The organism is Palaeococcus ferrophilus DSM 13482, assembly GCF_000966265.1.
Classification (GTDB): Archaea; Methanobacteriota_B; Thermococci; order Thermococcales; family Thermococcaceae; genus Palaeococcus; species Palaeococcus ferrophilus.
The window spans coordinates 46,555-70,382 of sequence record NZ_LANF01000007.1 but is presented as its reverse complement, the minus strand read 5'-3'; the positions used below and the strand labels follow the sequence as shown (position 1 = coordinate 70,382).

26 protein-coding genes and 2 tRNA genes are annotated in these 23,828 nt (G+C 53.9%); 16 read left to right on the top strand and 12 right to left on the bottom strand.

All coding sequences use genetic code 11. The features are described from left to right. Window positions 1–147 precede the first annotated feature (147 nt). Window positions 148–1,248 carry a DUF835 domain-containing protein gene (locus PFER_RS02745; protein WP_048148524.1) on the bottom strand — a complete coding sequence of 367 codons (1,101 nt, stop codon included), beginning with the start codon at window positions 1,246–1,248 and terminating at the stop codon, window positions 148–150. Between the two features lies 1 nt (window position 1,249). Further along, a complete protein-coding gene (locus PFER_RS02740) occupies window positions 1,250–2,272 on the bottom strand; it encodes a hypothetical protein (protein ID WP_048148522.1) in 1,023 nt (340 codons plus the stop codon). A gap of 157 nt (window positions 2,273–2,429) precedes the next feature. On the opposite strand from PFER_RS02740, the gene PFER_RS02735 reads away from it, so the two are divergent. From PFER_RS02735 to PFER_RS02725, 3 genes are all read left to right on the top strand, one after another. Beyond that, window positions 2,430–3,710 (top strand): AMP-binding protein, encoded by a 1,281-nt coding sequence (locus PFER_RS02735; RefSeq protein WP_048148521.1) that lies wholly within the window; start codon window positions 2,430–2,432, stop codon window positions 3,708–3,710. A gap of 79 nt (window positions 3,711–3,789) precedes the next feature. Further along, the gene (locus tag PFER_RS02730; protein ID WP_048148519.1) at window positions 3,790–5,037 is read left to right on the top strand and encodes an HD domain-containing protein; all 1,248 of its coding nucleotides are present in this window, start codon (window positions 3,790–3,792) and stop codon (window positions 5,035–5,037) included. A 103-nt stretch (window positions 5,038–5,140) separates the two neighbouring features. Continuing rightward, complete coding sequence (locus PFER_RS02725) at window positions 5,141–6,337, top strand: hypothetical protein (protein ID WP_048148517.1); 1,197 nt, start codon at window positions 5,141–5,143, stop codon at window positions 6,335–6,337. Here the strand turns inward: PFER_RS02725 and PFER_RS02720 are convergent. Beyond that, window positions 6,328–7,287, bottom strand: a complete 960-nt coding sequence (locus PFER_RS02720) for a transcriptional regulator (protein ID WP_048148515.1) — start codon at window positions 7,285–7,287, stop codon at window positions 6,328–6,330. The two genes, PFER_RS02725 and PFER_RS02720, sit on opposite strands and share 10 nt — an antisense overlap. Before the next feature lie 92 nt (window positions 7,288–7,379). Between PFER_RS02720 and PFER_RS02715 the strand changes: the two genes are divergently transcribed. The 4 genes from PFER_RS02715 to PFER_RS02695 all read left to right on the top strand — a co-directional run bounded on the left by PFER_RS02715 (window position 7,380) and on the right by PFER_RS02695 (window position 11,793). Further along, entirely contained in the window at window positions 7,380–7,925 is a 546-nt protein-coding gene (locus PFER_RS02715) for a GNAT family N-acetyltransferase (RefSeq protein ID WP_048148513.1), read from the top strand. Window positions 7,926–7,955: 30 nt separating this feature from the next. Beyond that, the gene (tiaS, locus tag PFER_RS02710) at window positions 7,956–9,230 is read left to right on the top strand and encodes a tRNA(Ile2) 2-agmatinylcytidine synthetase TiaS (RefSeq protein ID WP_048148511.1); all 1,275 of its coding nucleotides are present in this window, start codon (window positions 7,956–7,958) and stop codon (window positions 9,228–9,230) included. Window positions 9,231–9,343: 113 nt separating this feature from the next. Next, window positions 9,344–10,747, top strand: coding sequence for an ATP-binding protein (locus PFER_RS02705; protein WP_048148509.1), 1,404 nt, complete (start codon window positions 9,344–9,346; stop codon window positions 10,745–10,747). 656 nt (window positions 10,748–11,403) lie between these two features. Beyond that, on the top strand, window positions 11,404–11,793 hold the full coding sequence (locus PFER_RS02695; RefSeq protein ID WP_157255023.1) for a hypothetical protein: 390 nt from the start codon (window positions 11,404–11,406) through the stop codon (window positions 11,791–11,793). 66 nt (window positions 11,794–11,859) lie between these two features. Here PFER_RS02695 and PFER_RS02690 read toward each other — a convergent pair whose 3' ends face one another. The 3 genes from PFER_RS02690 to PFER_RS02680 all read right to left on the bottom strand — a co-directional run bounded on the left by PFER_RS02690 (window position 11,860) and on the right by PFER_RS02680 (window position 15,545). Further along, the gene (locus PFER_RS02690; protein WP_048148504.1) at window positions 11,860–13,032 is read right to left on the bottom strand and encodes an ATP-binding protein; all 1,173 of its coding nucleotides are present in this window, start codon (window positions 13,030–13,032) and stop codon (window positions 11,860–11,862) included. Between the two features lie 91 nt (window positions 13,033–13,123). Beyond that, window positions 13,124–14,131 carry a deoxyhypusine synthase gene (locus PFER_RS02685; protein ID WP_048148502.1) on the bottom strand — a complete coding sequence of 336 codons (1,008 nt, stop codon included), beginning with the start codon at window positions 14,129–14,131 and terminating at the stop codon, window positions 13,124–13,126. A 97-nt stretch (window positions 14,132–14,228) separates the two neighbouring features. Continuing rightward, window positions 14,229–15,545, bottom strand: coding sequence for an NAD(P)/FAD-dependent oxidoreductase (locus tag PFER_RS02680; RefSeq protein WP_048148500.1), 1,317 nt, complete (start codon window positions 15,543–15,545; stop codon window positions 14,229–14,231). 93 nt (window positions 15,546–15,638) lie between these two features. On the opposite strand from PFER_RS02680, the gene PFER_RS02675 reads away from it, so the two are divergent. The 6 genes from PFER_RS02675 to PFER_RS02650 all read left to right on the top strand — a co-directional run bounded on the left by PFER_RS02675 (window position 15,639) and on the right by PFER_RS02650 (window position 19,368). Next, on the top strand, window positions 15,639–15,938 hold the full coding sequence (locus tag PFER_RS02675; protein ID WP_048148497.1) for an FUN14 domain-containing protein: 300 nt from the start codon (window positions 15,639–15,641) through the stop codon (window positions 15,936–15,938). Between the two features lie 24 nt (window positions 15,939–15,962). Further along, the gene (locus PFER_RS02670; RefSeq protein WP_048148494.1) at window positions 15,963–17,273 is read left to right on the top strand and encodes a lipopolysaccharide biosynthesis protein; all 1,311 of its coding nucleotides are present in this window, start codon (window positions 15,963–15,965) and stop codon (window positions 17,271–17,273) included. Between the two features lie 49 nt (window positions 17,274–17,322). Beyond that, window positions 17,323–17,766 carry a BlaI/MecI/CopY family transcriptional regulator gene (locus PFER_RS02665; protein ID WP_048148492.1) on the top strand — a complete coding sequence of 148 codons (444 nt, stop codon included), beginning with the start codon at window positions 17,323–17,325 and terminating at the stop codon, window positions 17,764–17,766. A gap of 20 nt (window positions 17,767–17,786) precedes the next feature. After that, on the top strand, window positions 17,787–18,401 hold the full coding sequence (locus tag PFER_RS02660; protein WP_048148490.1) for a hypothetical protein: 615 nt from the start codon (window positions 17,787–17,789) through the stop codon (window positions 18,399–18,401). Continuing rightward, window positions 18,401–18,688, top strand: coding sequence for a hypothetical protein (locus PFER_RS02655; protein WP_084593889.1), 288 nt, complete (start codon window positions 18,401–18,403; stop codon window positions 18,686–18,688). Before PFER_RS02660 ends, PFER_RS02655 begins: the two co-directional genes overlap by 1 nt. Window positions 18,689–18,777: 89 nt before the next feature. Further along, entirely contained in the window at window positions 18,778–19,368 is a 591-nt protein-coding gene (locus PFER_RS02650; protein ID WP_048148571.1) for an ArsR/SmtB family transcription factor, read from the top strand. On the opposite strand, the gene PFER_RS02645 is transcribed toward PFER_RS02650, so the two are convergent. From PFER_RS02645 to PFER_RS02630, 4 genes are all read right to left on the bottom strand, one after another. After that, entirely contained in the window at window positions 19,365–19,568 is a 204-nt protein-coding gene (locus PFER_RS02645; RefSeq protein WP_048148569.1) for a 30S ribosomal protein S17e, read from the bottom strand. The two genes, PFER_RS02650 and PFER_RS02645, sit on opposite strands and share 4 nt — an antisense overlap. Before the next feature lie 88 nt (window positions 19,569–19,656). After that, window positions 19,657–19,731, bottom strand: a tRNA-Cys gene (locus PFER_RS02640). A gap of 16 nt (window positions 19,732–19,747) precedes the next feature. Further along, window positions 19,748–19,833 (bottom strand) — tRNA-Ser (locus tag PFER_RS02635). 254 nt (window positions 19,834–20,087) lie between these two features. Further along, window positions 20,088–20,930: a M55 family metallopeptidase gene (locus PFER_RS02630; RefSeq protein WP_048148488.1), complete on the bottom strand. Its 843-nt coding sequence runs from the start codon at window positions 20,928–20,930 to the stop codon at window positions 20,088–20,090. 149 nt (window positions 20,931–21,079) lie between these two features. Between PFER_RS02630 and PFER_RS02625 the strand changes: the two genes are divergently transcribed. Then, a complete protein-coding gene (locus PFER_RS02625; protein WP_048148486.1) occupies window positions 21,080–21,319 on the top strand; it encodes a hypothetical protein in 240 nt (79 codons plus the stop codon). Here PFER_RS02625 and PFER_RS02620 read toward each other — a convergent pair. Beyond that, a complete protein-coding gene (locus tag PFER_RS02620) occupies window positions 21,306–22,070 on the bottom strand; it encodes a geranylgeranylglyceryl/heptaprenylglyceryl phosphate synthase (RefSeq protein WP_048148483.1) in 765 nt (254 codons plus the stop codon). The genes PFER_RS02625 and PFER_RS02620 overlap by 14 nt on opposite strands. A 3-nt stretch (window positions 22,071–22,073) precedes the next feature. Continuing rightward, complete coding sequence (locus tag PFER_RS02615; protein ID WP_048148481.1) at window positions 22,074–22,559, bottom strand: GIY-YIG nuclease family protein; 486 nt, start codon at window positions 22,557–22,559, stop codon at window positions 22,074–22,076. Between the two features lie 60 nt (window positions 22,560–22,619). Between PFER_RS02615 and PFER_RS02610 the strand changes: the two genes are divergently transcribed. Further along, window positions 22,620–22,991 (top strand): DUF2095 family protein, encoded by a 372-nt coding sequence (locus PFER_RS02610; protein ID WP_048148479.1) that lies wholly within the window; start codon window positions 22,620–22,622, stop codon window positions 22,989–22,991. 316 nt (window positions 22,992–23,307) lie between these two features. Further along, the gene (locus PFER_RS02605; protein WP_048148475.1) at window positions 23,308–23,568 is read left to right on the top strand and encodes a hypothetical protein; all 261 of its coding nucleotides are present in this window, start codon (window positions 23,308–23,310) and stop codon (window positions 23,566–23,568) included. Window positions 23,569–23,828 lie beyond the last annotated feature (260 nt).

The following is a 23,828-nucleotide window of genomic DNA, read 5'->3' as shown; positions in this document are numbered from 1 at the left end:
CATCGTGCTCCGTAACGCGGAAGGCCCTCCCGTGGGGACCTCGCTGTAAGACCGGGCTGTAGCCCCCGCATCGCACCCACCATCACTGCTCTGGCGAGTCCTCGCGCGGGGGCATATAGGAGTAGAGAATGGAAGTTTATAAATCCACTACTCCATGAGCCTCATTAAGAGGTTCCACTCCTTCTCCTCAAAGGCCTCCTTCTCGGCCACCACGATGAGGCTCCCGTTGTAGAGCTGTGCAAAGTCCTTGAGTTTGCTTAGGAACTTGAGGGTGACCTCAAGACCGTTGTACATCATAACGTGCTCCAGCGCATCGAAGACAACGACACCCATGACGTTGGCGCTGCTCATCCTGCGGTAGTAGTTGTACACCAGCTCGCTCATCTTTGCGAGGTCAGTGGGGGAGATGGCGTTTGGTTCGTCCTTTATCGCTGTGGTTATGAAGTAGGCCACCCACGTGGAGGGGACGTTTGTTATATCGCGCGTGAACGCCAGAACCGACGCGTCCTTTAGCTTCTCCTTGAGCGTTGTGTACTCCTCGCGCGTGGTCACGATAACCCCGGGTTTGAGCTCGGGCACCTCGGTGGGATGGGGCTTCAGGCTCATGAACTTCTCGGAATTGGCCAGGGAAACGTAGGTAGCAGTCAGGAACGCTATGAGGATGAGAGAGGCGGTGAGACCTATGGGCGCGTACCAGTGTTCGTCCTTAAAGAATGGATAGGGGAACAGATGGAGACCGAAGAAAAAGAGTCCCCAGAACAGCCTTGTGGCCTTCCTGCTGTAAACGAACTCAAGTCTCTTCGTGAAGAACGCCCCTATGCAGGCCATAAGTCCCGCACTGACCCATGCAATGGCCACGAGGATTTCGTCCAGGATTTCCACGGGGTTGGCGACCATCAAAGGTTTCTTGAAGCTTATGAAAAGCCACGTGTACACCAGCAAAAGTACCGGGGCGCTGGAGAACACGAGTGCGTTGCCAAGTGCCAGTTTCCCGTTCTCCTCTTTCAGGAGTTCTATGGTACCCTGGAATATCAGGATTGAAAAGATAACGAGCAGCAAAGAATTGGCGATCTCGTGGAACGAAAACGCGGCAACCATCGCCAGAAAATCAAAGAACCATGCAAGCCCCATGAAGAGGGCGGAACGTCTCCTATTTTTAAGGTAAACCCTGAAAAGGAATCCGAACGCTACAAGGTCAAGAAGCAGCACAAGCATACCTTCGGCAACTATCCACCAGGGCATCTCCATATCATGTCCCCCGTGAAGGGTTTTCAAACCCGTCCCACCGGAACGGGGGACGCGGTTTCCTCCGCGTTACCTCCTCATCCTCCACCATAACAACGAAAAGTTCGGGCCTGGCCACGATGACACCCGTTTTGCCCCTCTCCCCGTACTTTGCTATTCTGTATACGTCGTCTTCCTTTATTAATGGTACTATCAGGGTGAAGGGAGCGTTGGGGTAATAGACTATCCCATCCTCTCCAGCGATACCCACCGCATCCCCGAAGAGGAAGTTGCCGTACAGGGGGATAACCTTTGCGTTCTCGAACTCATTTTTAACCCTCTTTACGGTCTCGTGGCCGAGTGCCGTTCCGCTCAGGAAGATGGCCCTCATATCATCTCTGATTCTGAGGAACAGGTCCAGCATCTGGGGGGATGTTCTCACGGTGTTTATATCGTCCACCATGATGACCCTCTTCGTGTAATTTATGAGGGGTTCGAGGAGTCTATAGGCCCTTTCAGGCTCCCTCTCCAGAAGCTGCTTAAGGCCCTCCGTCTCCGCCCCCACGAAGTAGAGCATGCCCCCGTAGGACCATATTAAATGGCTCATCTCCTCCTGGTACCAGCCGTAGGGCCCGTGGATCAGCGCTCTCGGAGGCTCCTCCTCGTAGAGTTTCCCAAGGGAGTACGTCCTATCTAGCGCCTCCCTGAGGAAGTTCACGAGAACGTGCACGTATGATTCATCCCAGTGGGCGAACTTTCGTCTCCCCGTGGTTCCAGATGACTGGTAAAAGCGGATCCTCCCCCTGTAACCGTGGGGCAGAAAAGAGGGCCACTCCTCCCTTAGCAGGGAAGGGTTCACCTCCAGCGTGTTGAAGATGCTTTCCAGTACCTCCCGAAGGCTCCCATCGAAGGAGGGGTCACTTTTTATGGTGCGCCAGTGTGGAGTCCTCTCCCTGTGGAATTCGTAGGTTTCTCTAAGATGGTTGATTATACCCTCATCGTCCACAAGGAATGGTTCCACACCGAAGGTCATATTATTGTAATCCATGCTCACGTATTCGTTCTTTTTGTTTAAAAGCCTTTTTTGAGAGCACTCGGCATTTGTGCAAATAACCCGCGAGGCTGTTACTGAAGAGACCATTAACGCCCGTGAGAATCCCGCTAATCTTTTATAGAATGGTGCCGACTTCTTTCGGTGCTGGCCAATGGGAGGGTTTGTTCTTGGTAGGAGAGACCTCTTAAACGAGCTCGCCTACACCGCGAGCAGTGCCTTCAAATCGAGCCCCTTCTGGAGGGCAAGGTTTGAGGGAGCGGGCATCGAACCCGAAGAGCTGACCCCTGAAATGCTGTTAGAGCACGTCGAGGACGTTAACGTAACCCCGAAGGACCTGTACTCCACGGAAAAACTGTGGCCGGACTACATCAGGGAGCGCAGGGTGTTTCACACCATCCTTAAGACCAGCGGGACGACGGGGAAGTCAAAACTCGTCCCCTTCACCCTCGATGACAAGAGGAGGGTGGCGAGACAGCTCACGCCGTGGGTTGAGGAGTACGTCGAGGACGGAGATGTAATAGCCTCCTTCTTCCCGCCCCTTCCCTCCGCCTCCGGCATGATGGGTTTCGGGGCCTTTGAGGCCATGGAGGCTAATGTGAGGTACATCCAGCTGCCAATCCAGCTCCTCAGGATGGGGGAACTTCTAATCAGAGAGTTTGAGGAGATAAACCCCACCCAGCTCTTCGGCCTCACCACAACCGTCTACAACCTCGGCTTCAGGCTTCCAGAGAAGGTGAGGGAGGACATAAGCCTAATCCTCGTCGGTGGGGAGACACTCACGCTTGAGATGGCCCAGGCCATGCTTGAAAACTACCCCAACGCCGTCATCGTGGACGTTTACGGCACCTCCGAGGACGGCTCCCCGGCGTACCGCGTTATAACGAAAAAGCGCACGGGAGACTTTGTGAGCCCTCACTCCCTCCTGACCCTCACGGAGACGGAAGATGAGGGTTACTACGCGGTGCACATAACAAAAATCATGCTCGACGGGGAACTCACGGGGCTGCCAATCTTCAACTACGCCATAGGGGACATCGCGCGCGTAGAAGGCGGGAGGATAAGGAACATCATCCGCACAAAGGACGCCGTAAGCCTCGCCGGGGCAAAGCTATTCCTCGACCAGGTTATGGAGGTCGTCTTCTCCCACCAGTTCCTCAGCGATTTCGTCATACTCTACGAACCGCTCTCGAGGGATAATCCTAAGCCGAGGGCCATAATAAGGGTGGGCTTCAGCGGCGAGAGGCCCCGCGATATAGAGGACGAGATAAGGGCGCGCATCTACGAGGGCAACAACCCCGTCCGCTACGAGGTGGAGGAGTCCAAGCAGGCCGAGCTGCTCATAGAGGTCGTCCCTCTCGCCGAGGTCAGGAAGGGGCTCCCTCAGAGACCCGGAAAGACCAAGAGGATATTCATCAAGGGGGTTGACTTTTAACCTCCAACTTTTTGTTTTGCCCGTCGTCACAGTGCCAAGATTTTTAACTTCTTTTGAGAAAAAGTTCAGTGGTGAGAGTATGGACGGAAAGATTATTCACGATCCGCTGCACGGCAGCATGAAGATTAAGGGCATAATCCTTGACCTCGTGAAGACCCCCGAGTTCCAGAGGCTCAGGGGAATAAAACAGCTGGGCATGGCCTACCTCGTTTTTCCGGGGGCGAACCACTCGCGCTTCGAGCACTCCCTCGGGGCCTACTACGTTGCCAAGCGCCTCTCGGAGGAGCTCGAGCTCCCGGCGGATGAGAAGGTTCTCCTTGAGGTTGCGGCTTTACTGCACGACATCGGCCACGGCCCCTTCAGCCACACCTTCGAGCAGATTTACGAGCACTACGTGAAGGAATACGACCACATGCGCCTCGGCCAGAACATGATACTCGGAAAGGCGGACATAATAGAGGGCGAACTCGAGGGCAGGGAGCGCATTCCCGAAGTCCTTGAGCGCTACGGTCTCTCCCCGGAGGAGGTGGCCCAACTCTTCCTTGGCAGGCACGGGAAGCACTACCTCGGACAGGCCCTGCACGGGGACGTGGACGTTGATCAGCTCGACTACCTAATGAGGGATGCGCACTACACGGGTGTGGCGCACGGGATAGTTGACTTCGAGAGGATACTGAAGACGCTGAAGATACACGAAGGCGAGCTCGTGGTGGATGAGAAAGGCGTGGAAGCTGTGGAAGGCATGATGGTGGCGCGCTCCCTGATGTACTCGAGGGTTTACTTCCACCACACGGTGAAGATAGCCGAGGGGATGCTAACGAGGGCCCTTGAGTTCGCCCTCGAGGAGGGCCACCTCTGGGACTTCTGGAAGATGACGGACTGCAGGGTTCTCGTGGAACTCGAGGATTTGGAGGTCTCGAGGGAGATAGTCCAACGCGTTAAGTACCGCAACCTCTACAAGGCTGCAGTCCTGGCGAGCGCGGATGAACTCAGCTCGGAGGAAAAGAGGGAGCTTTTAACGGCCTACAGGAACATCAAGAGAAGGCAGGAAATCGAGAGAACCCTTGCGGAGCTCGTGGGTGCGAAGGAGGGAGAGGTAATCCTCGAGTTCAGCATAGCGGATTTAATGCTCAGCGAGCCAAGGCTCAAGTCCACGGAGATAGGGGTTCACACGCACGACGGGAGCGTCCAGCCCCTCACGAAGGTTACCCCTCTAGCTAACGCCCTCAAGAGGCGCCAGACCCCGAGATGGGCCGTCCTGATAGCTTCACCATCGAAGTACGTGGACGTGATCAGGCAAAACTGGAGGAAGGTCCTCTTCCGGTGAGTTTCGATTTTTTCATATCTCCCCTGTTCCCTGAAGATAATGCAAAATATTAATAAAACCAGACGGCCAAAATAAATGCGACACCAGCCGGCCGGTGGTTGTAATGGAGATGCTCGATAAAATCATGGAGGGGATAAGCTCCCCCCTTATACGGGTCTGCACCTACGCGGAAATCGCATACATTCTGGGAAAGCACGGCGACCCACGGCACTCAAGAATCAAGGAGACCGCCCTTAGGGAGTGGAGTGAACTCAAAGGGGGCCAGTTCAAACGGGCTGGCCTTGTTATCATGAAGTACTTTGGGATGGCCCGCTTTGAGGAGTACCGCACAGTTCTAGAGGGGCTCCTGGAGATGGCACGCCGCGAAGGGGACAGCACGCTCATGAGAAAGGTGGTTGATGTTGCCATCGAGGTAGGGGACGTCTCCTCTGCCCTCGGCATCATGGGCTATCTACCCTCCCCCGAGAGGGCGGCCCTTGGCCTGAAGCTCGTAAAGCGCCTCGTTGAGATGGGCGACTACGGCACGGCGGAGGAAATCGCCGGTCACATTCCGGGAAGAGATGAGCGTTCAAGGGCGTTCTTCACCCTCCTTCGGGCATACATTGGGGAGAACAGTGCAAAGGATGCCTTCAGAATGCTTGAAAACATCGAGAGCGCCCCCATTAGGGAGAGGGCCCTGCTCCTGCTGGCCGAGAACACTCCTCCCGAAATGGTAGGGACGCTCATTGAGGGCGCGAGGGAATCGGGCGTTTACGATGAGGTCGTGAGGAGGGCCCTCTATAGGGTCGCCCGCGCCGGTGAAGCCGGCCTCCTCCGTGGGCTCCTGGCGGCTCTCCCTCCCCACCTGAAGGACCGCCTCCGGGCGGGGTTGATACTCGCGCTCATGGAGCGCTCGCCCGAGAGCGTTGTGACGCTCCTCGGGGAGGAGCCGGGGGAGGAACTCATCGTGAAGCTCCTCTCGGGCATAGCCGGCAATCCAATGGCCTCCTACAGAAGGGCCCTCCCGCTAATCGAGCCATTCTGCGGTAGTGGGAAGTGCAAGATGGCCATCATAACGGCCTACCTGCGCTACGGCGAGGTAAACGAGGCCCTGCGGGTGTTGAAGGGAACGCGGGAAGAACCATACAGGACTATGGCCATTGGGAGGCTCGTTCTCTCCCTCCTTGAGGAGGGGGACGTTGAGGGGGCCTTCAGGCTGGCGGGAGAAGTGAGGGACGAGGCCCTGCGCTCATGGCTGCTCGAAAAAACCGCCCAGGCCTACGCGGTGCGTGTGCTCCTATCGAGGGCAGTTCACCTCTGAAGGAGCTTCTTCTTTATCTGCCTCTTCAGTTCTTCTATTACTTCTATGAGCTCGTCCGCGTCCCTGAGCTCGCTCAGCGTCTCCTTGGGGATGAGGGGTATTTCTCCAACCACCTCTGTCTTGGTGCGCTCGAGTATGAAGACGCCGTCGCTGTTGATTATCCTGCTGACCTCGTCCACCATACGGGCCCTCTTTACCGTCGTGGAGGTCTTCTTGGCGTCAATTCCCGTGAGTATCTTGAACTCGTCCTCCCTCGATACCGCGTTGAACGGCGCCCTCTTGACCTTTATGACGCCCATTCCAAGCTCCTGAAGCCTCTCGAAAATCTCCCTCTCAAGGGGCGTTTCGGGCTTGCTCTCAAGGTTCGCCTCCACCCTCGCGCTCAGAATATCTATAGGTCTCGCTATTGGTGCATCGAAAATCTGTTCGAGCCTCACGGCCACCTCGAGGCTGACCGCGCTCCTCCCCTTCTCGTAGTTCTGGAGGCTCTTCCTCGAGACTCCAAGGAGGTTCGCGAGTTCCCCGAGGCTGTATCCCCTCTCCTCCCTTAAGGCCTTCAGGAGCTCGCCATCAATGTTGACGTAGAAGCCGCCCCTCTCCGCGAAGATTGCCGGCATCTCGTTCTCCACGAGCATGTCGTAGAGCGTGGGAGGGTTTATGGCGTAGACCCCGAAGCGCTCGTACACAACTCCGTCCTCAAGCTCCTCGTTTTTTGTCCTGAGCCCGACTATCAGCGGCGTCGCCCTGAAGAACTTGGAGAGGCGTTTTAAATCCTCCGCCTGCTCCGCACTTATCGAGTCAATGTTCTGGAGCACCTTTATGAAGAGCAGGGCAAAAATCCTACTGGCAACTAGGTCGAAGCACGACCCCTTAAACTCCATCCGGGCCACCTTGAAGCCCGTGGCACGCAACGTGCTCTCAACTATCCGCATAAGTCTCTCCTTCTCCATCAAACCAATATACGCACATAGGGGTTTAAAAGTTTCGCCGGTGGAACGGTTAAGTTTAATTACGATGGGAGCGATGTTATACCGTGGTGCGCATGAGGCGGCCCGCTATAGCAGTGGGGGACAATGTCTCACTCGGCCTGCTCCTCAGGGAGGACCTATCGAAGCTGTGGGAGTGGTTCAACGACAGGGAAGTTAGACGCTTCCTTCAGGCGCCGGAGGAAGTCTTCTACTTCGAGGACGAGCTCGAGTGGTACGAGAACCTCCGTAAGAACAAGGAGAGGCACAAGGTCTTCGCCATCGTGAACAACACGAGCAACGAGCTCATGGGAGTTATAGGGCTCCACAACATAGACACGAAGAACGGCAAGGCCGAGCTCGGCTACTTCCTCTGGAAGCGCTACTGGAGGAGGGGCTACATGGCCGAGGCGGTGGGCCTGGCACTGAGGTATGCCTTTGAGGAGCTTAACCTGAGGAAGGTCTACGCGCGCGTTTACGAACCCAACGTGGGCTCAAGAAAGGTGCTCGAAAAGAACGGATTCAAGCTCGTCGGAAAGCTGCGCCAGAACGTCCACGTTCCCGGTTACGGCTACGTTGACGAACTCTTCTACGACATCCTCAGGGAGGAGTGGAGGGGATAAGCTTTTAACGCCTTCCCCCAGCTTCCAACCATGAGACTCCACATAGCGATTGACGACACAGACTCACCGGACGGCATGTGCACCACCTATCTGGGAGCCCTCCTCTACCGTGAGCTGTCCAAGGTAGCGGAGCCGGTGGATTTACCAAGGCTCATCCGCCTCAACCCGAACATTCCCTACAAGACGCGCGGCAACGGGGCAGTCGTTATGACCTTCGAGGCGGACGAGGAGACCATCCCCGAAATCAAGGACACGGTTCTCTCCTATGTTAAGGAGCTCTCGGATTTTGAGCACGAGAACACGAACCCCGGTGTGGTTTTCCTTGAGGGAGAAGTTCCCGATAAGCTTAGGGAGTTCTCCCTTAAGGCCCTAAGGGAGCATGTGACCATAGGGGAGGCAGAGAAAGTTGCGAGAATTGTTGGGGCTGAATATTTCAAGTTCAAGCTCGGGAGGGGAGTTATCGGCTCGCTCGCGGCCATCGGCTACCCGCTGGAAAAGTTCACCTACGAGCTTTTAGCTTACAGGGAGCCTGAGAACTTCGGAACCCCCAGGCGGGTAAACGAGGAGAGCGTCTTTTCGGCCGATAGGTGGGCCTATCCCTTCAGCTACGACAACGTTGACCCCTACAAGAGGAGTGTTCTCATCACACCCCACGGCAAGGACCCTGTCCTCGTTGGAATCCGCGGGGTTGACAGGGCAAAAGTCCTCCAGGTCTTCGAGATGGTGAAGTTCGGGGAGCCCTTTGCCTTCTACCAGCTCTACAAGACGAACCAGAACACCGACGACCACCTCACTCCCAAGAAGATCGGCGAGCTGAGGCTCTACGACAGCGCGGTGGTTAGGGGAAGGGTCGCTTCGCCATACTGGGAGCGCGGGAGGCACGTGTTCTTCGAGCTTGAGGACGAAACCGGGAAGATCAGGGTGGCAGCCTTCGAGCCGACCAAGAAGTTCAGGAACTGGGTGCGCAAACTTCTTCCCGGGGATGAAATCATAGCTGCCGGCGGTGTCAAGGAGCACGAGGGCGTTCTAACGCTCAACCTCGAGAAGTTCTATCCGGTCAAGCTCGTCTCGAAGGTGGAGTATCAGAAGCCGCGCTGCCCGAAGTGCGGTGGAACCATGAAGAGCAAGGGCGACTATCTCAAGTGCAAGCGCTGTGGCTACAAGATGCCGAAAAAGCTGATCGCCGTCGAGGTGCCGCGCGATCTTGAAAGGAAAATCTATGAGGTCCCACCCGATGCGAGGAAGCACCTGTCGAGGCCACTTGTGCTGCAGGGAGGGGAGGATAAGATTCTCGAGCTCTTGTGAACTTTTTTGAGGCCCTAAGGACGTCCCGCAAGTGGCCTCTGAGAGGCGTTTTATCTATTCCCATCCCTCGATGACCGGAATCCTTAAATAGTTGAAGCGCGAGTATTATACTCATGAGTAGACAAAAGTTCGTGGACAGGAAGATGGAGTTGGCCTTCCTTGAGGAGAGATACGCCTCCGGAGATGCGGAACTTCTGATAATCTACGGCAGGAGGAGAATAGGGAAGACCGAGCTTCTTCTGCACTTTGCCAGGGACAAGGAGCACGTTTACTTTCTGGCGAGCGAGAAGCCTTACATGGACAATCTCCGCGAGCTCCAGAGGATGATGGGTGACTTTCTGGGAGATAGACTGTTTCCGAAGATAGAGTTCAGCGAGGTAGACGAGCTCCTCATCGAGTTTTCAAAGAGGGTAAATGGGAGAAGGGTGGTTCTCATAATTGACGAGTTCCCATACCTCATCGAGCGTTATAAGCCGGTGCTTTCTCTTATCCAGAGGGCCTGGGATATGGAGCTCTCGAAGGGCGACCTGATGCTGATCCTCTGCGGGTCGAGCGTTTCCTCAATGGAGACCGAAGTTCTCGGCTATAAAAGTCCACTGTACGGCAGGAGAACAGGCCAGTGGAAGGTTGGTGAGCTGCCATTCTGGAGCTTGAGGGAGTTCTTCCCAAGCTACTCTACCGAGGAGCTCGTGAAGGTTTACGGCGTCCTCGGGGGAATCCCTGCCTATCTCCTCCGATTCAACCCGGGGAAAGGCTTCGATGAAAACGTAGTGGAGAGGGTTCTCTCCAAGGGGGCTTTCCTCTACGAGGAGGCGGAGATACTCCTGAAGGAGGAAGTTAGGGAGCCGGCGAACTACTTCGCCATACTCCAGGCGGTTGCGAGCGGAAGAAGCAGGTTCGGGGAGATAGTGAACGCCACGGGACTTGAGAAGAGCCTTGTGTCGAAGTACCTGAATGTCCTTGAAAAACTCGGAATGGTGGAACGGGAGGTTCCGGTTACCGCCTCAAGGAAGGAGGCCTTAAAACGGGGCCGGTACTCGATAACGGACAACTATCTCGTCTTCTGGTTCCGCTACGTTCTCCCGAACAGGAGCTACCTTGAGGCCGGAATGAGTAGGGAAGTCTGGGAGCGCTCCAAGGAGGACTTCAACGAGTACATGGGGGCGGTCTTTGAACGCCTCTTGAGGAAGCCGGAGGTCTTCACAAAGCTGACCGGCTTTGGGTTCACCAAGATTGGAAGATGGTGGCACAGGGGCGAGGAGATTGATCTCGTTGCTCTAAACGAGCGCGAAAAGAAGGCGCTGTTCGTTGAGGTAAAGTGGAAGGATTTGAGTGACAGAGAGGCGAGGGGAATTCTGAAAGACCTTGAGAGGAAAGCGGAGCTTGTTGGACTGGACGGTTGGGAGAAGTATTACGGATTAGTAGCTAAAAGCGTTGAGGGAAAGGAGGGGCTTAGAGGGGAAGGCCACCTGGTGTGGGGTTTGGAGGACATTTTGGGGGGCAGCCCGGTGATGTGAACTCTCCGGTCGTTCGAAAACGTTTTTTAGTAAGGGAGAGTAGATGAAGTGAGTCGTGGGTTGGCAACCGGGGAATACCCTAAATATCAATAAATGCAGGTCTGTGAGGGGGTAAAAAATGCTCATAGAGCCGACCAAATATAAGGAAATACTGTCAGGATAAGCTGAGGGGTTATGTTTAAATCTGGTTGTGTCACCTCAGAAAAAGTGGTGGAGAAGCATGAGGCTGAGGTGTAAATTATGGAAGGCAGAACACTCAAGGCTTCTATTCTGTTTCAAACGCTCCTCTTACTTATTTTTGTTGCTCCGTATTTAATCAAATCGGGATTTCCCCCTCATATCTTACTCCCTATAATTTCGGTGATGGGATCCTATTAGCGAACAAAAGTATGAAGGCAGTTAAGGAGTACCTCTATGACCGAATTAAAGAGGAAAGAAGACCGAACTCCGGAGTCATGTCTAATGTTCTTACCCTTTCACTGGCGATATTGCTTTTCCTTTCCCTCTCACTCGCGTTAATTGTGGGTGAAAAGGGGTACTCAAAAAACACCTTGGGGTTCATGGTACTGCTCCTGTTATAGGCATTTCAGGTGTTTTATTCCCCCCTCACATTCTCCAGGATCATTACTATTGCCGTTTTCCTTTATACCCCCCACATGCTCGCCCTCGAGCTTGCCGGGTTCTATGAGATGCCCGTAATTTTGATAATAAGCGTGATTTTTAGGGTTTTCCTCTGGGTACTGGGAATCAAGCCAACGCTCCGTATTTTAAAGCTGAACAAACATGAGATAGACCCGGTACCCTCCCTATTTCCTCTTCTATACACAGGATGGATAATAACGATGATCCGGGTGGTTGACTACTTATACCTTCCTGTATATTTAAGGCGTGGAATCGAAAGTTTTTTTGTCATAGGAGTTTGGGTACTATCGTTTTATCTCCTTGGAAAGAGTCTCAGATCTCACGCCGGCATGATTGCTTATCTGGTATCCTTCAGCATTGGGATGGTTTTGTTTATATTACTGCCCCCTCCAGTAAGTGCCTAGCCACCCTCGCCATAGACACAAACTGGTTTGATTTGCAATAGGATCTCTAACAAGGAGTATCGTAACTCAGTAAAGCAACCCAAAGAGGAACAGCGGGACTCTGCCTTTTCCTGTGATCAGGCCATCAACGGCGATGTAGTCAGGCCTCTGGTAGCGGCCCTTAGATTCACCCCCCACTTCGATGACCCATTCGCCAACCTTGAAGTCGGCCGTTTTCTCACCCCTCTTACCCTTGAGGTAGCAGAGGCCGTAGTGACACAGGTGGTTGACAAAGAACTCCTCTCTCAGGGCCCCTCTGTTTACCTCAAATCCTTTCTTGGCAAAGAACTCCCTCAAAGGAACTGTTAGGTAGAGTTTGGGCTCCTTTCTGGGGCTTTCACATGGATTCACTGGAACCAGAAGGCCTGCCTTAGAAAGGTCTTCCACGAGCCGAATCGCCATGTTCTTCGAAACCTCAAGGTGCCTGGCTATCCTTGAGTAGTTCGCTTCAAAGGGTGCCGAGCGGGCGATGAAGTAGAGGAGCTTGAACGCGTCTGTCTCGTACTTCACGCTTACCTCTCGTAGCGCGGAGAGGTCATCGAGGATAACCTTTCTAATGGAGTTGTCAAGAGCATCGTAAAAGCCGCTCCGCGGGTAGAGTACGCCGCCTTCGCGCATGTACTCCCGCCAGAGTGCGTGGAATTCAGTGTACATATTTGTCAGGTCAAAGGCTTTTGAGAGGATTTCTTTTAGACTGTATCTTGGAACATCAAATTCCTTCTTGATATTGAGCCACTCCCTGAAAGAAGCTGGGGGAAGCTCTTTCAGAACGACCCTTCTTGATAGATCAGCCCCAGAATGCACCAAGTCAATGGCCGATGAGCCGGAGAAGAAGATTCTCACCTCATGCTCGTCGTAGAGCGTCTTTAAGTCCTCGGCCCAACCAGGTTTCCTGTGAATCTCGTCCACGAAGACGTTCCTGTATCCCATCTCTGCGAGAGCTTTCACAACCTCATAGAGCGAGAAGGGCTTGATAAGCGTAGAATCCGCGGAAAAATAGACACTTTTTCCAGTCTCGTTTGCCAGCTGAAGTAAAAGAACGGTTTTGCCAACGCCGCGAATCCCTTTGACACCAACGTAGTACTCCTCATCTATGCTTTTGAGCTCATGGAAGAGGAAGCGCCTCTTTGGGAACTTCCTGGCCCACGCCATCACCCGTCTGCTCGTTGCTATGAGGGATGTGAGTATCCTCCCGTCCATGCTCTTATCTTCGAGTTACATCTTTATAAACCTTGTCCTCGCGCAAGGACAATATGCATGCATTTCGTTCTTACAAAAGGACAAAAATAAATCAGGCCTTCATCACCTTCCACACCAGCAGGGGCAACACCAGTGTTGCATCCGCCCATATCTCGACGTAGTCTGCCTTGGCCCTTATCTTGCCCCAGCTGACGCCTTCGCTCGGCGGCGCGCCGCTCAGCGAGCCGTCCCAGGGAACGGCGGTGGTGATGTAGATTGCATAATCAGTACCGCCTCTAAAGAGGTTGGCGTTTATTATGGCGTGCTTCGGAAGAGAACCGCCGAGGATTATAGAGGCGGTCTCCTTCGCTGTAACCGCTAAGTTGTTGAGCTTCACGATGTCGTTGGCGATGTCTATGACCAGCTCCCTGTCGCCCCTCTCCTCCTTGAAAAAATAGAGCATATCTCCTATCGAGCCGTCTGTTATTGCCGGGCAGAATATCGGCACGTTCCTCTTGTAGGCCCAGTAGATTATTGAGTGCTCCTTCTCCTTCCCGAGCTTCTCGTCCATGTATCTTCCGAGCTCATAGATGAACTCACTCGCACTCAGCGGCTTGCCCTTTTCACGCTCCATCTCAAGAACGCGCTCGAAGAAGGGTATCATGTACTTCTCGAATTCAATATACCTGTCATTGGGCACGAAGATGTTGCCTATCCTGTTGATGCCCTTCTCGCGCATCAGGGCGTCGTTCACGTTCCAATCTCCGAGGATGAAGGGCTTGAGGGCTTTTATGAAGTCCTCTTCAATTCCTCCGGCGGTAGTGACGATGACGTCCACCTTCCCCTCCTTAACGAGCCACGCTATGAGTTCGCGCAGGCCGGAGGAGATTATGTTGGAAGTGTAGCCTAGAAAGACCCTAACCTCCTTCCCCTCGGCGCGCCTCTTCTCGACCTTCTTCCAGATTTCGATGGCCCTTCCGAGGTGGGTCGCCTGGAAGCCTATGCGCTCGTAATAATCAAGGACTTCCTCAAGGCTGGAAACACCATCAAGCCACGGCCCCTCGATTGGGGTTCCCCCTACCTCTTCGCTCTCCTTGAGAACTATGTCTTTTGGCTCCATACTCACACCCCTTGGGGGATTGGGAGTGGGCTATAAAGCCTTTTCCATCCTGCACAATTATCGAATTATGTAATTGCGTAAAGAAATAATGGAAGCATCAGAGGCGCCGGAGAGCCATTTCCGCGGCTATGCTTATGGGATCAATCGTGGGGCTTATCGGTGGGGCGTAGGCGGTCTCGAGGTAAACGATGTCCTCAACCGTCGCTCCCTTCTGCGCCAGAGCGGAGAGCGTCATTATCCTGCCCCAGACTCTCTCGCCGCCGACTATCTGGCCGCCGATGAGCTTCCTGTCCGCCTTTCTAAAGACCAGCTTGACCGTTATGGGCTTTCCTCCGGGGTAGTATTCGGGCTTGGTTGAGCCCTTGAACTTGCCGACCGCTACCTCGATGCCTTCCCTTTTGGCCCTCTCCTCCGTGATTCCGAAGGTGCCTATTTCAAGGCCGAAGAGCTCTGTTATTGCCGTGTTGAAGACGGGTCTGAAGGAGACGTCCTTACCCGCTATGTGCTCGGCGGCTACCTTCGCCATTCTCACCGCTGAGGTTCCGAGCTGGCTGAGGATTCTGCCGCCGGTTACCGCATCCACAACTTCGGCGCAGTCGCCTATCGCGTAGACCTCCGGGTCGCTCGTCTGGAGGTGCTCGTTAACGACTATTCCCCTGTTCACCTCGAGGCCGGCCCCTTTTGCCAGGTCGGTGTTTGCCCTGACGCCGGTGGCAACGAGAACCATATCCGCTGGAACTTCCTCTTCGCCTACCTTAACGGCCTCAACGGGGCTTCCGATTATCTCGCTAACTCCAACCCCGAAGCGGAAGGAAACGCCGTGCTTCTCCATCTCCGTCTGGACGAGCTTCGCCGTATCTTTATCGAGCATGGTGGGCATGAGCCTGTCCATCAGTTCAACAACCAGGACTTCCATGCCGAGCTTGGCGAAGGCTTCAGCTCCCTCAAGGCCTATCAGTCCAGCGCCGATTACTACGGCCTTCTTCGGCTTCCTCTCGGCGATGTAGGCCTTTATCCTCCTCACGTCGTCGAGGCTCTTGAGCGTGAAGACGCCATCGTTATCAACGCCCTTAATCGGCGGGACGAAGGCTCTTGAACCAACAGCTAGAATCAGCTTGTCGTAGGAAACCTCGCCCTTATCCGTGATTACAACTTTCCTCTCGCGGTCTATGGCTTTAACTTCGGTGTTCAGCATGAGGTTTATCTTCTGCCTCTCGTAGAACCCGTTGGGGAAGACGATAACGTCCTCTGGCTTTTCAATGGTGCCGCTTATGACGTGCGGCAGGGCGCAGGGTGAATACTGCATCGTTGGTTCCTTTCCTATAACTGTAATCTCAGCCTTTCTATCGGCTTTGCGCGCAAATAGCGCCGCGTTGCTCCCGGCGGTACCGGAACCCACTATCACAATCTTCATGAGCTACCACCAACGTGAAAACTATTTTGCGGGTATAAAAGGCTAACGAAAAGATTTTATCAGAAAAAAGCCTAAAACGGTAGGGGTGATGAAATGGACATCAACTTTGGCAACCTCGCCGGTGATGTGGGCGTTGGAGGAGTGGTCGGCTTCATAACGGGCTACGCACTCAAGAAGTTCATTCAAATCGTGCTGGCCCTCATAGGTGCCTACGTATTGAGCCTCTTCTGGCTCCAGCAAAAGGGTGTAATAAGCATAAACACTGACGCACTATTCAACCTCACGCAGGAGGCGGCCGGTAAGGCGCTGAGCCTCAGCGACAAGGTGCTTGCTATCCTGCCCGGAGGAGGGGCCTTCATAGCGGGATTCTACCTCGGCTTCCACAAAGGTTAAATCCCCCTGTGGTTTCCTTTTTCCATGAGCTACGAAAGGAAGGTCATGGTAAAGCACTCGATTGCGAGCGTCGTGGCGCTGGCCCTTTTTGGGGCAAGCCGTTTCATATACAGCGTCATCGTATCCAGGCGCTACGGTGTTGAAACCCTCGGCAGTGCAAACTCCCTTATAAGCCAGGCCTTTCTTATGGCAATCCCTCTGAGCTTCTTTGCCGTCGCACTCGGAAAGTACGGCGCTGAGTTTCTCGGGAGGGGCGATGAGAGGGGGATAAAGTCCATTGCGACGGTGGGCCTCTCATTTCCTCTGGTCGGGCTCGTCCTTCTCCCCCTGAACTTCTACGGGGTTTTTATCGCCGTCCTCCGCGCCCTCCAGCTCACGCTGAGGAGTCTCCTCTACGGCCTCCACAGGGGGGAGGTTTACGCCTACTCCGTTGCGGTGGGATTTCTCGCCTTCCTGCTCGGCTTCACCATGGGAAACGTTTACTCACCCTACCTCGGCCTCCTCGGGGGAATAAGCGTTTTTGGAATTGCTTACCTTGTGAGGCAAGGGTCATTGGGGCGGCCGCGGAGGGAGGACATCCGTTTGCTCACCGGTTACTCCTCCATAGCCTTTCTCGGCACGCTCTCGGGGGTCTTCCTCGTCCAGGGGCCATACTTCATGACGGAGAAGCTCGCGGGGAGCGTTGAGGCGGGGATAGTCTCGGCCTCGCTGAGCGCCGCCTTCATGCTCACATACCTACCCCAGGTGCTCCAGTCGGCTATAATGCCCCTCTACGCCTATCGCTACGGTAAAAACGACCTCGAGTACGTTCGCCTGCTGGCTGAGAAGGCCACTGCCATCCTCGGCGTGGTCATAGCTCTCATAACCTTTGCCGGCCTGCTCCTCGGTAGGGAAGTGCTCACCTACCTCTTCGGCTTCTCAATAGGGGAGGAGTTTTACATAGCGCTTCTCGCCATAGAGCTCTACGTCGCCTACAATCCCGCTATAGTGGCCCTCTCATCCACGCGCTACGTTGCCGAGGGTACCACGGCGTCAATTTTTGGAGTAGCCCTCTCGCTGTTCCTCTGGTTCCTTCTGGTTCCGGCCACGGGCGCCTACGGGGCCATGCTTGGCCTTCTCGCGGGGTACGGGCTGATCTTTGGGGTGGTTATGCTCTTTGCACGTTCAAGATTGGGAGTTAGAGCCTTTGTGTACCGGCCGGTCATCATTGCCCTTCCCCTGCAGGCGCTGGTTTTCCTTTCGAGGTACTCCCTCATTCCAGCGGTTATTGTTTACGTCCTCCTTGTCAGAGGGGAGCTCCTCGGAGCGTGGCGTTCCCTACGTGGTCAGTTTTGACCACTACCCCTTTATAGCATAAAAGCTGACTTAGGTATTAGGGGAGGACATGGCGGACGAAAAAGAAATCGAGAGGCTGTCGCAGGAGGTTCAGAGTCTTCGAAAGGCCCTGAATGAGCTCAGGAAAAGCTTTGAGATAGCCTCCCAGCTGGCCAGTAACTACCTTAAGCTCGTCAACGTTTACGCCCAGTACGGAGACCTGAGCATAGACATCATGGTTCCCCAGGTGAAGCGGGACTACATCGCGAGGGAGATCATTAAGATTCTCTTCGACCTCAAGGAGGCTAACATCAGTCAGATAACGCGCGAGCTTAAGGCGCGTAGGGGCAAAGCCTCCCGCAACACAGTTAGAGAAAAGCTAAGGGAGCTCGTGGAGCTTGGTGCGGTTGTGGAGCAGGAGAATTCGAGGGAAAAGACTTACTCCCTGAGCAGGGAACTCGTCGCCAGGTGGTTAGAATTAATCGGAATCCCCATCAACTTTGAGCAACCATAGTTATACCCGAGGTGATTGGTATGGACGAAAGGGAATTTGAGGCTGAGATCAGAAAGAAGGTTATGGAGGCCATGGAGAGTAAGGCAGGGGCAAGGAAGTTCGTGGAGGAGACCATAAGGGAGCTCACAAGGGAACTCAAGGAGGCAAGAAGCGAGGAGGACATAAAGCTGATAGAGCGCAAGATTGACGCCCTCGAGGACATCCTCGATGAACTCCCAAAGGAGAAGGGAGGTAACGACACCGAGGAGCTCAAGGAGGTTCTCGAGACAGTCTCCGAGCACCTGCCGAAGATTATGGACTCAATATTCGGCCCCATCAAGGATCTCCTAAACGAAGTTTACGACCCGGACAAGGCCGAGAAGCTCGGCAGGAACGTGGCCCACTTCTACAAGGAGCTTGTGGAGGCTGGAATGGAGCCCGACAAGGCCTTCGAGCTGACGAGGGAGTACATGGACAGCGTTAACGTCATCAAAACCATAATCTCCGCGATGATGCAGAGCAAGATGGCAGACCTCCAGAAACTCGAAAAGTTAGGGAATGTAGCTGACTTTCAGAAACTCGAGAAGTTTGGAAAGGCCATGGGCGCCAAGAAGAAGCACATTGAGGTCGAGGAGGAGTTTGAGGAGGAGCTGTAATGCTGATTGGCCTTTTGAGGCTTTTTCTTTTGTTCCCCCGAACCCTGTGGGAGCTTGCCGGAATCAAAAGGACCCTCAAGAGGAGCAGGAGAGCATTTAAGAGGGCGATGATAAAGAACGGCCTCCCCAGAGAGCTCGCAGAAGAGCTCGCAAAGGAATACGCCGTCTTGGACGATGTGTTGACCCTGAGGGCGATATTAAAGTACGCTAGGGTGGGTATGAAACCAGAGAAACACGGCGATTTCAATCTTCACCCCCCGTTTTTTGTGCCCCCCGAAGAGGCCTGACCTCCGGAACCCAGCGAAAGATTTAAGTTCCCTTTTTCTTAACTTAAGGTTAGAATAGGAGGTGAGGTGGAGTGCCCTACGGTGGAGAGATGGGGAGACTTCTCGATGTGCTGGGAAATGAGACGAGGCGGAGAATCCTGCTCATGCTCACCAAAAGGCCCTATTTCGTTAGTGAGCTCTCTCAGGAGCTGGGGGTCGGTCAGAAGGCCGTTTTAGAGCACCTCCGCATACTCGAGGAGGCGGGCCTTATAGAGGGCAGGATAGAGAAAATCCCAAGGGGACGGCCCAGGAAGTATTACTCAATAAAGAAGGGCTTCCGTCTGGAGGTTTTACTCACACAGCACGCCTTTGGAACGGAGGTCTACGAGCCCAAGGTGCCCAGGGAGACCAGGGAGTACCGGCACGCCAGAGAGCTCATAAAGGCGCAGGAACCAATAGAGGTCAAGATGGTGGAGCTCTCGGAGTTCCTGGAGGAGATCGAGCGCCGCATAGATGAGTACCTGCGCATGAAGGCGGAGCTTGAGGAAGTTCGCCTGCTGATAGAGAGCTACATGAACAACCTCATGACACGCCTCGCGAAGGAGAGCGATGAAGAGTTCGAGAGGGTGCTTCGAGAACTGGAGAGCAAACTGCCGAAAGAGCTCCTGGAAGAGATAAAAAGGGTTAGAAGAGGACTTTAAAGCATCTTACCCTCTTCCTTCATCCTGACGAGCTTCGTGAGGTAACCTGCAACGCGGTTCCTTATGGTCTTGCTCGTGATGTTGGTGAGCTCCTCGACCTTCTTCTTGTTGTGCTCGAAGTCCCTGGTGAACTCGTTGGGATAGCGGTCAAAGAGCTCCCTCGCGGTTCTCTTAATGAAGCCCTGCCTTATGTTTCCCATCTTCACACCTCCAGCTTGTTTTTCAGCGATTATCATTATCACTAAGCCAATAACCTCGACCATTTTAAAGCTTTTCCCTAGAAGAGGCTGGAGCCGGGAGGGGGAGTTGAACCCCCGTAAAGCGGATCTGCAGTCCGCCGCCTCGCCACTAGGCTATCCCGGCATAAACCCAAGAAGTTTGGCGCCGCGGCGGGGATTTGAACCCCGGAGGGCCACGCCCACCGGCTTAGCAGGCCGGCGCCATACCAGGCTAGGCTACCGCGGCACGTCCAACATTCATGGCTGGTGAAGGGTATTTAAACTTTTCGCATGCGGCATAAAAGGGGGTAATAACCCGCCCAGGTTCATGGACTCCTCCCTCGGAGGTACTCCCCGGGCAGATACCACTCATCCCATAACAATTTAAACCTTTTGGAGAAGTGTACCCCCGGGGAGCGAAGCGGGTTCACGGCTCGCCTTCCGCTTGCCCGCCGCGGTTTCCCGGGGGCACTACCTTCTCTGCGGTTCTGGACTTAAGCTTTACCTCGAGACTATCGCACTCACACCCGCCGCAGCCAGGGTCAAAAGCTCAAAGACCTTGTAAGCCTCTTCGATGCTCTCCACCTGAAACTCAATCGTCTTTCCATCGAGGCGCTTCACAAAGGGCAAAAGTTCAGCGGCATCTGCACTGTGGCTTCCAAGGAAGCGGACTCTGACATGAACCGGCTCCTCCGTCATGAGCGGCTTTGCTTCTCCTTTCTTGAACCTATCCACGGCCTCCAACACACCCTCCCTGAGCATATTCAGTATCTTCCCCATTCCCGGGCTCTTGGCGGCATAGCGCGAGGGAGACTCTTTGAAGGGGACGCGGACGGCCCAGGGAGCGAAGGTTTTAACGTCTGTTTCAAGGAGCTTCCTGTCGCCTCCCACGAGGATCAGGGGGATGCCCCAGCTTCCAAGGAGATACGCGTTTAAAAGGAACTCGCTCACCTCTATCCCGTTTATCTCCAGCATGTCTATGCTCGCTCCGCTGTACGTGTGGTCAAAGGTGGCATGGCTCGTTCCCGCCTTCGCGTGGTAGCCGAGGAAGAGGGCAGCGTCGCTCTCTCTGGCAAAGGCAACCATACTCAGGGGCCGGGGGAACCCGCGAACCAGCTCGACGTACTCGGGCATCTCACGGGGCAGCACGTTGACCATGGGACCGTGACTGTCGGCCACAACTATCTCCTCAAAACCGCGCTCATGGAGCGTCTCGGCCGTGACTTTCACGACTTCAGTCGCTATCCGTCTTGCCTCCTCGTAGAGGGCCCCCTTCACGAAGAGGTGTTCCCTGCTGACGATGTAAGGCAGCCCCTCGAGGTCAAGGGATATGAAGGCACGCATCCGTATCACCAGAACAACATCGAGTCGCTGAAAGATAACCCTTACGGAAAACCCATAACCGCCGGGAATATTCTTCCCAGAAGCATATAATCCCCGCTCATGAAAAAGGTTATATATTGCCTCTTTTTTAGAATGGAGTGGTGATATCTATGGAAATTGTCGAACTCGACATAAAACTCCCCTACGAGCGCAGGGGGGAAATTTTGAGTAAAATCTGCTCGAAGGTAAAGGGGAAAATTAAGGACATCCACTTCCTCCCGCCCACCCAGAGGGGCGTAAGCGAAATAAAGATGGAGCTGAGGGTAGAAGACGCCCAGAGGCTCCTTGCAGAGCTCCGCAAAATAGTTAAGGGTGGCAAGATAAGCTTTAAAGTCTTCACCGAAGCTTAACTCCCCTGTTGAGTTCCTCCAACTTTTTCTTGGCTTCCTCGATGCTTCTTGCCTTGTCTATCGCCGTTCCCGTCACCACGATGTCGGCACCTGCCTCCACAGCCTTTCTCGCCTGCTCTCCCGTCCTTATTCCTCCACCGACTATCAGCGGGACGTCTATGACGCGCTTCACTATAGCTATCATCTCCGGGGGAACCGGCTGGGGCGCTCCACTACCCGCCTCAAGGTAAACGAGCCTCATGCCGAGGTACTGTCCGGCCAGCGCGTAAGCGGCAGCTATCTTGGGCTTGTGCCTCGGGATGGGCTTTGCATCCCCAACCCAACCGACGGTTTCGCCGGGCTCGATTATGAGGTAGGCCATTGGTATGGGCTCTACGCCGTAGCGCTTCACCGTAAAGGCCCCCAATGCCTGGGAGCCCGTGATGAAGAACGGGTTCGTTGAGTTTAGGAGGCTCATGAAGAAGATTGCATCAGCGTACTTGCTCACCGCACCGTGGGAGCCGGGGAAGAGTATGGTTGGTAAACTGGAGGACTCTTTAATGGCCTTGACAACTTCATCCAGAACCTCTCCCTCCGCGCCCGTGGAGCCCCCTATCATTATCGCATCAACACCTATCCTCTCCGCCTCCTCGGATATCTTCCCCGCCATCTCGGGGCTCACATCGTCCGGATCAAGGAGAACGAAATGAAGCTTTTCCTTCTCAAGCTTTTCATGAATGTAAGACTCAACCTTACCGAGTTCGAGTTTCACGGTTCACACCTCCGGCGTTGGGAAACAGTGTGTCTTATTTTCCCGCTCCCATTCCCGTATAACTTCTCTAATTTCCGCCACGTTTTTAACCCTTTTCCACCTCAGGCCAAGCCTATCGAGCATGCGCTCAAGAGTTCTCCAGGGCGCCTCCTCGAAGCTGTAGAGGTTCGTGCTGACACTTACATCCCCTGCCCCAAAATCGGGTACGGGCTCTCCATACTTCCCCACCTCAAGGGAAATCCTCTCTTCGAGCCTCTCCTCGCTCGGGATAAGGTACGCCCCTAGAAGCTCCGCCTCCGCGAGAAGGAAGTCTATGTGCCAGTGAAGCTTTTTGTCCTTCCGGAAGTGCCTCTCGACCCGCTTTTCCAGCGAGTTCATGGCTGAGCCCACATAGACGTAGTACCCTCCACCAAGCTCGAAGGAGCGTCCCTTTGTTTTTATGCTTCCCCCGCGGGGAAGTCTTATGACGAGGATGTACGAGCCCTTCATGTTTGCCCCCTCACCGGAAAGGTATATAAGCTCTATCAGAGACTCCCTCCAGGTGACGTTATGGACAGAAAGAAAAAACGCCCCGTGGACGAGTTCCCCTGGCAGGAATACGACAAGAAGGAGTTTGAAGAGCGTTTTCCCGCCCTATCAAAGGAGCTTGAAGGGGAGGGTGTTGTCATAGACGCTTACTCCACGGATGAGGAGGAAGAAGACCTCATTGACCTCCACGAGTACATCCCCAACGTTTTTGACTACCTCCAGCGCTGTGAGACGGACGAGCAGGCCCTCGAGATTATAAACTGGCTTGAGGATAGGGGCGAGATAACCCACGAGCTCGCTGAGAGACTGCGCCTTCAGCTCGCTGAGAGGGGTGTCAGGAGCTTTGGCCCCAAAAGGGAGTGGGGTTGGTACGAGAAGCATGGGAAGGGCTGACACCACTCCATTTAACGCCCCCTCCCGCCTGTTTTTGTGAGCTGCCATTTCGTTATATTCATGAACCATTTTAATAAAACCGTGTTTTCTTCAAGTATTGGGGGTTCTTTAACTTGTGCTGGTTTTACTACAAAAAATTTTTAAACACTAACGCTAGTTGTAAATTGAGTTTAATTACAACAGTTCCTTAATTTTCGGGATTCAGACATTTTAGTAGAAGGGGCGAGTGTGGTAGTAGCAGGAAAAGTTGGAGCAGTAACAAGCATAATAGTAGAAGCGTATAATTTACTTAAGCAGTATTTAGGGGGATGATTAGATGAGGGCGAGGACTTATGTAATAATCTTCTTTTCGATATTTCTTTTTGAGAGTGTTTTTTGGAAAACCTTGGTTGATGGACTGATTCCAGCATTTTTAAGTGTTCTTGCTATTTATCTATTAGACTCCAAAGGATGGATTAAACATTCTATCAGGATATCCAAAGAACCCTATATCCTTGGTGATTCAAAGGAAATTGAGTATCTTACAGAAGAGGAGCTGGAACAACGTCTTAGGCATGGAAAAACTGGGGAGTCATGAATTGACGATCAGGGGGAAGGCTCATTGGGCGGGAGCGTTAGTGCTGGCTCCACCAAAAGCTTTGTCCTTCAGTGGATGGGAACGGTAGTTGTTGGATATGTTGAAAGGCTATTTGGGAGGGTTTAACAATGAATAAAAAGCCGGTATCATCTCTCCTATTGTTTTTACTTTGGATTATGTCTTTTCCCTTGCTTTGGGATAGCGGTCTTAGCGGGAAGGTAATTTGTGTAGGGTTGCTATTAGGTATAATCCACTACACT

Coding starts and splice junctions, on each gene's coding strand:
- PFER_RS02740 (WP_048148522.1), bottom strand. CDS start 2,272: ATGGATTACAATAATATGACCTTCGGTGTGGAACCATTCCTTGTGGAC.
- PFER_RS02615 (WP_048148481.1), bottom strand. CDS start 22,559: ATGAAGGGCTCGTACATCCTCGTCATAAGACTTCCCCGCGGGGGAAGC.
- PFER_RS02680 (WP_048148500.1), bottom strand. CDS start 15,545: ATGAAGATTGTGATAGTGGGTTCCGGTACCGCCGGGAGCAACGCGGCG.
- PFER_RS02715 (WP_048148513.1), top strand. CDS start 7,380: ATGAGGCGGCCCGCTATAGCAGTGGGGGACAATGTCTCACTCGGCCTG.
- PFER_RS02685 (WP_048148502.1), bottom strand. CDS start 14,131: ATGGAGCCAAAAGACATAGTTCTCAAGGAGAGCGAAGAGGTAGGGGGA.
- PFER_RS02695 (WP_157255023.1), top strand. CDS start 11,404: ATGCTCGCCCTCGAGCTTGCCGGGTTCTATGAGATGCCCGTAATTTTG.
- PFER_RS02630 (WP_048148488.1), bottom strand. CDS start 20,930: ATGCGTGCCTTCATATCCCTTGACCTCGAGGGGCTGCCTTACATCGTC.
- tiaS (WP_048148511.1), top strand. CDS start 7,956: ATGAGACTCCACATAGCGATTGACGACACAGACTCACCGGACGGCATG.
- PFER_RS02650 (WP_048148571.1), top strand. CDS start 18,778: ATGGGGAGACTTCTCGATGTGCTGGGAAATGAGACGAGGCGGAGAATC.
- PFER_RS02610 (WP_048148479.1), top strand. CDS start 22,620: ATGGACAGAAAGAAAAAACGCCCCGTGGACGAGTTCCCCTGGCAGGAA.
- PFER_RS02705 (WP_048148509.1), top strand. CDS start 9,344: ATGAGTAGACAAAAGTTCGTGGACAGGAAGATGGAGTTGGCCTTCCTT.
- PFER_RS02605 (WP_048148475.1), top strand. CDS start 23,308: ATGAGGGCGAGGACTTATGTAATAATCTTCTTTTCGATATTTCTTTTT.
- PFER_RS02655 (WP_084593889.1), top strand. CDS start 18,401: ATGCTGATTGGCCTTTTGAGGCTTTTTCTTTTGTTCCCCCGAACCCTG.
- PFER_RS02725 (WP_048148517.1), top strand. CDS start 5,141: ATGGAGATGCTCGATAAAATCATGGAGGGGATAAGCTCCCCCCTTATA.
- PFER_RS02660 (WP_048148490.1), top strand. CDS start 17,787: ATGGACGAAAGGGAATTTGAGGCTGAGATCAGAAAGAAGGTTATGGAG.
- PFER_RS02745 (WP_048148524.1), bottom strand. CDS start 1,248: ATGGAGATGCCCTGGTGGATAGTTGCCGAAGGTATGCTTGTGCTGCTT.
- PFER_RS02720 (WP_048148515.1), bottom strand. CDS start 7,287: ATGGAGAAGGAGAGACTTATGCGGATAGTTGAGAGCACGTTGCGTGCC.
- PFER_RS02665 (WP_048148492.1), top strand. CDS start 17,323: ATGGCGGACGAAAAAGAAATCGAGAGGCTGTCGCAGGAGGTTCAGAGT.
- PFER_RS02730 (WP_048148519.1), top strand. CDS start 3,790: ATGGACGGAAAGATTATTCACGATCCGCTGCACGGCAGCATGAAGATT.
- PFER_RS02675 (WP_048148497.1), top strand. CDS start 15,639: ATGGACATCAACTTTGGCAACCTCGCCGGTGATGTGGGCGTTGGAGGA.
- PFER_RS02690 (WP_048148504.1), bottom strand. CDS start 13,032: ATGGACGGGAGGATACTCACATCCCTCATAGCAACGAGCAGACGGGTG.
- PFER_RS02625 (WP_048148486.1), top strand. CDS start 21,080: ATGGAAATTGTCGAACTCGACATAAAACTCCCCTACGAGCGCAGGGGG.
- PFER_RS02645 (WP_048148569.1), bottom strand. CDS start 19,568: ATGGGAAACATAAGGCAGGGCTTCATTAAGAGAACCGCGAGGGAGCTC.
- PFER_RS02670 (WP_048148494.1), top strand. CDS start 15,963: ATGAGCTACGAAAGGAAGGTCATGGTAAAGCACTCGATTGCGAGCGTC.
- PFER_RS02735 (WP_048148521.1), top strand. CDS start 2,430: ATGGGAGGGTTTGTTCTTGGTAGGAGAGACCTCTTAAACGAGCTCGCC.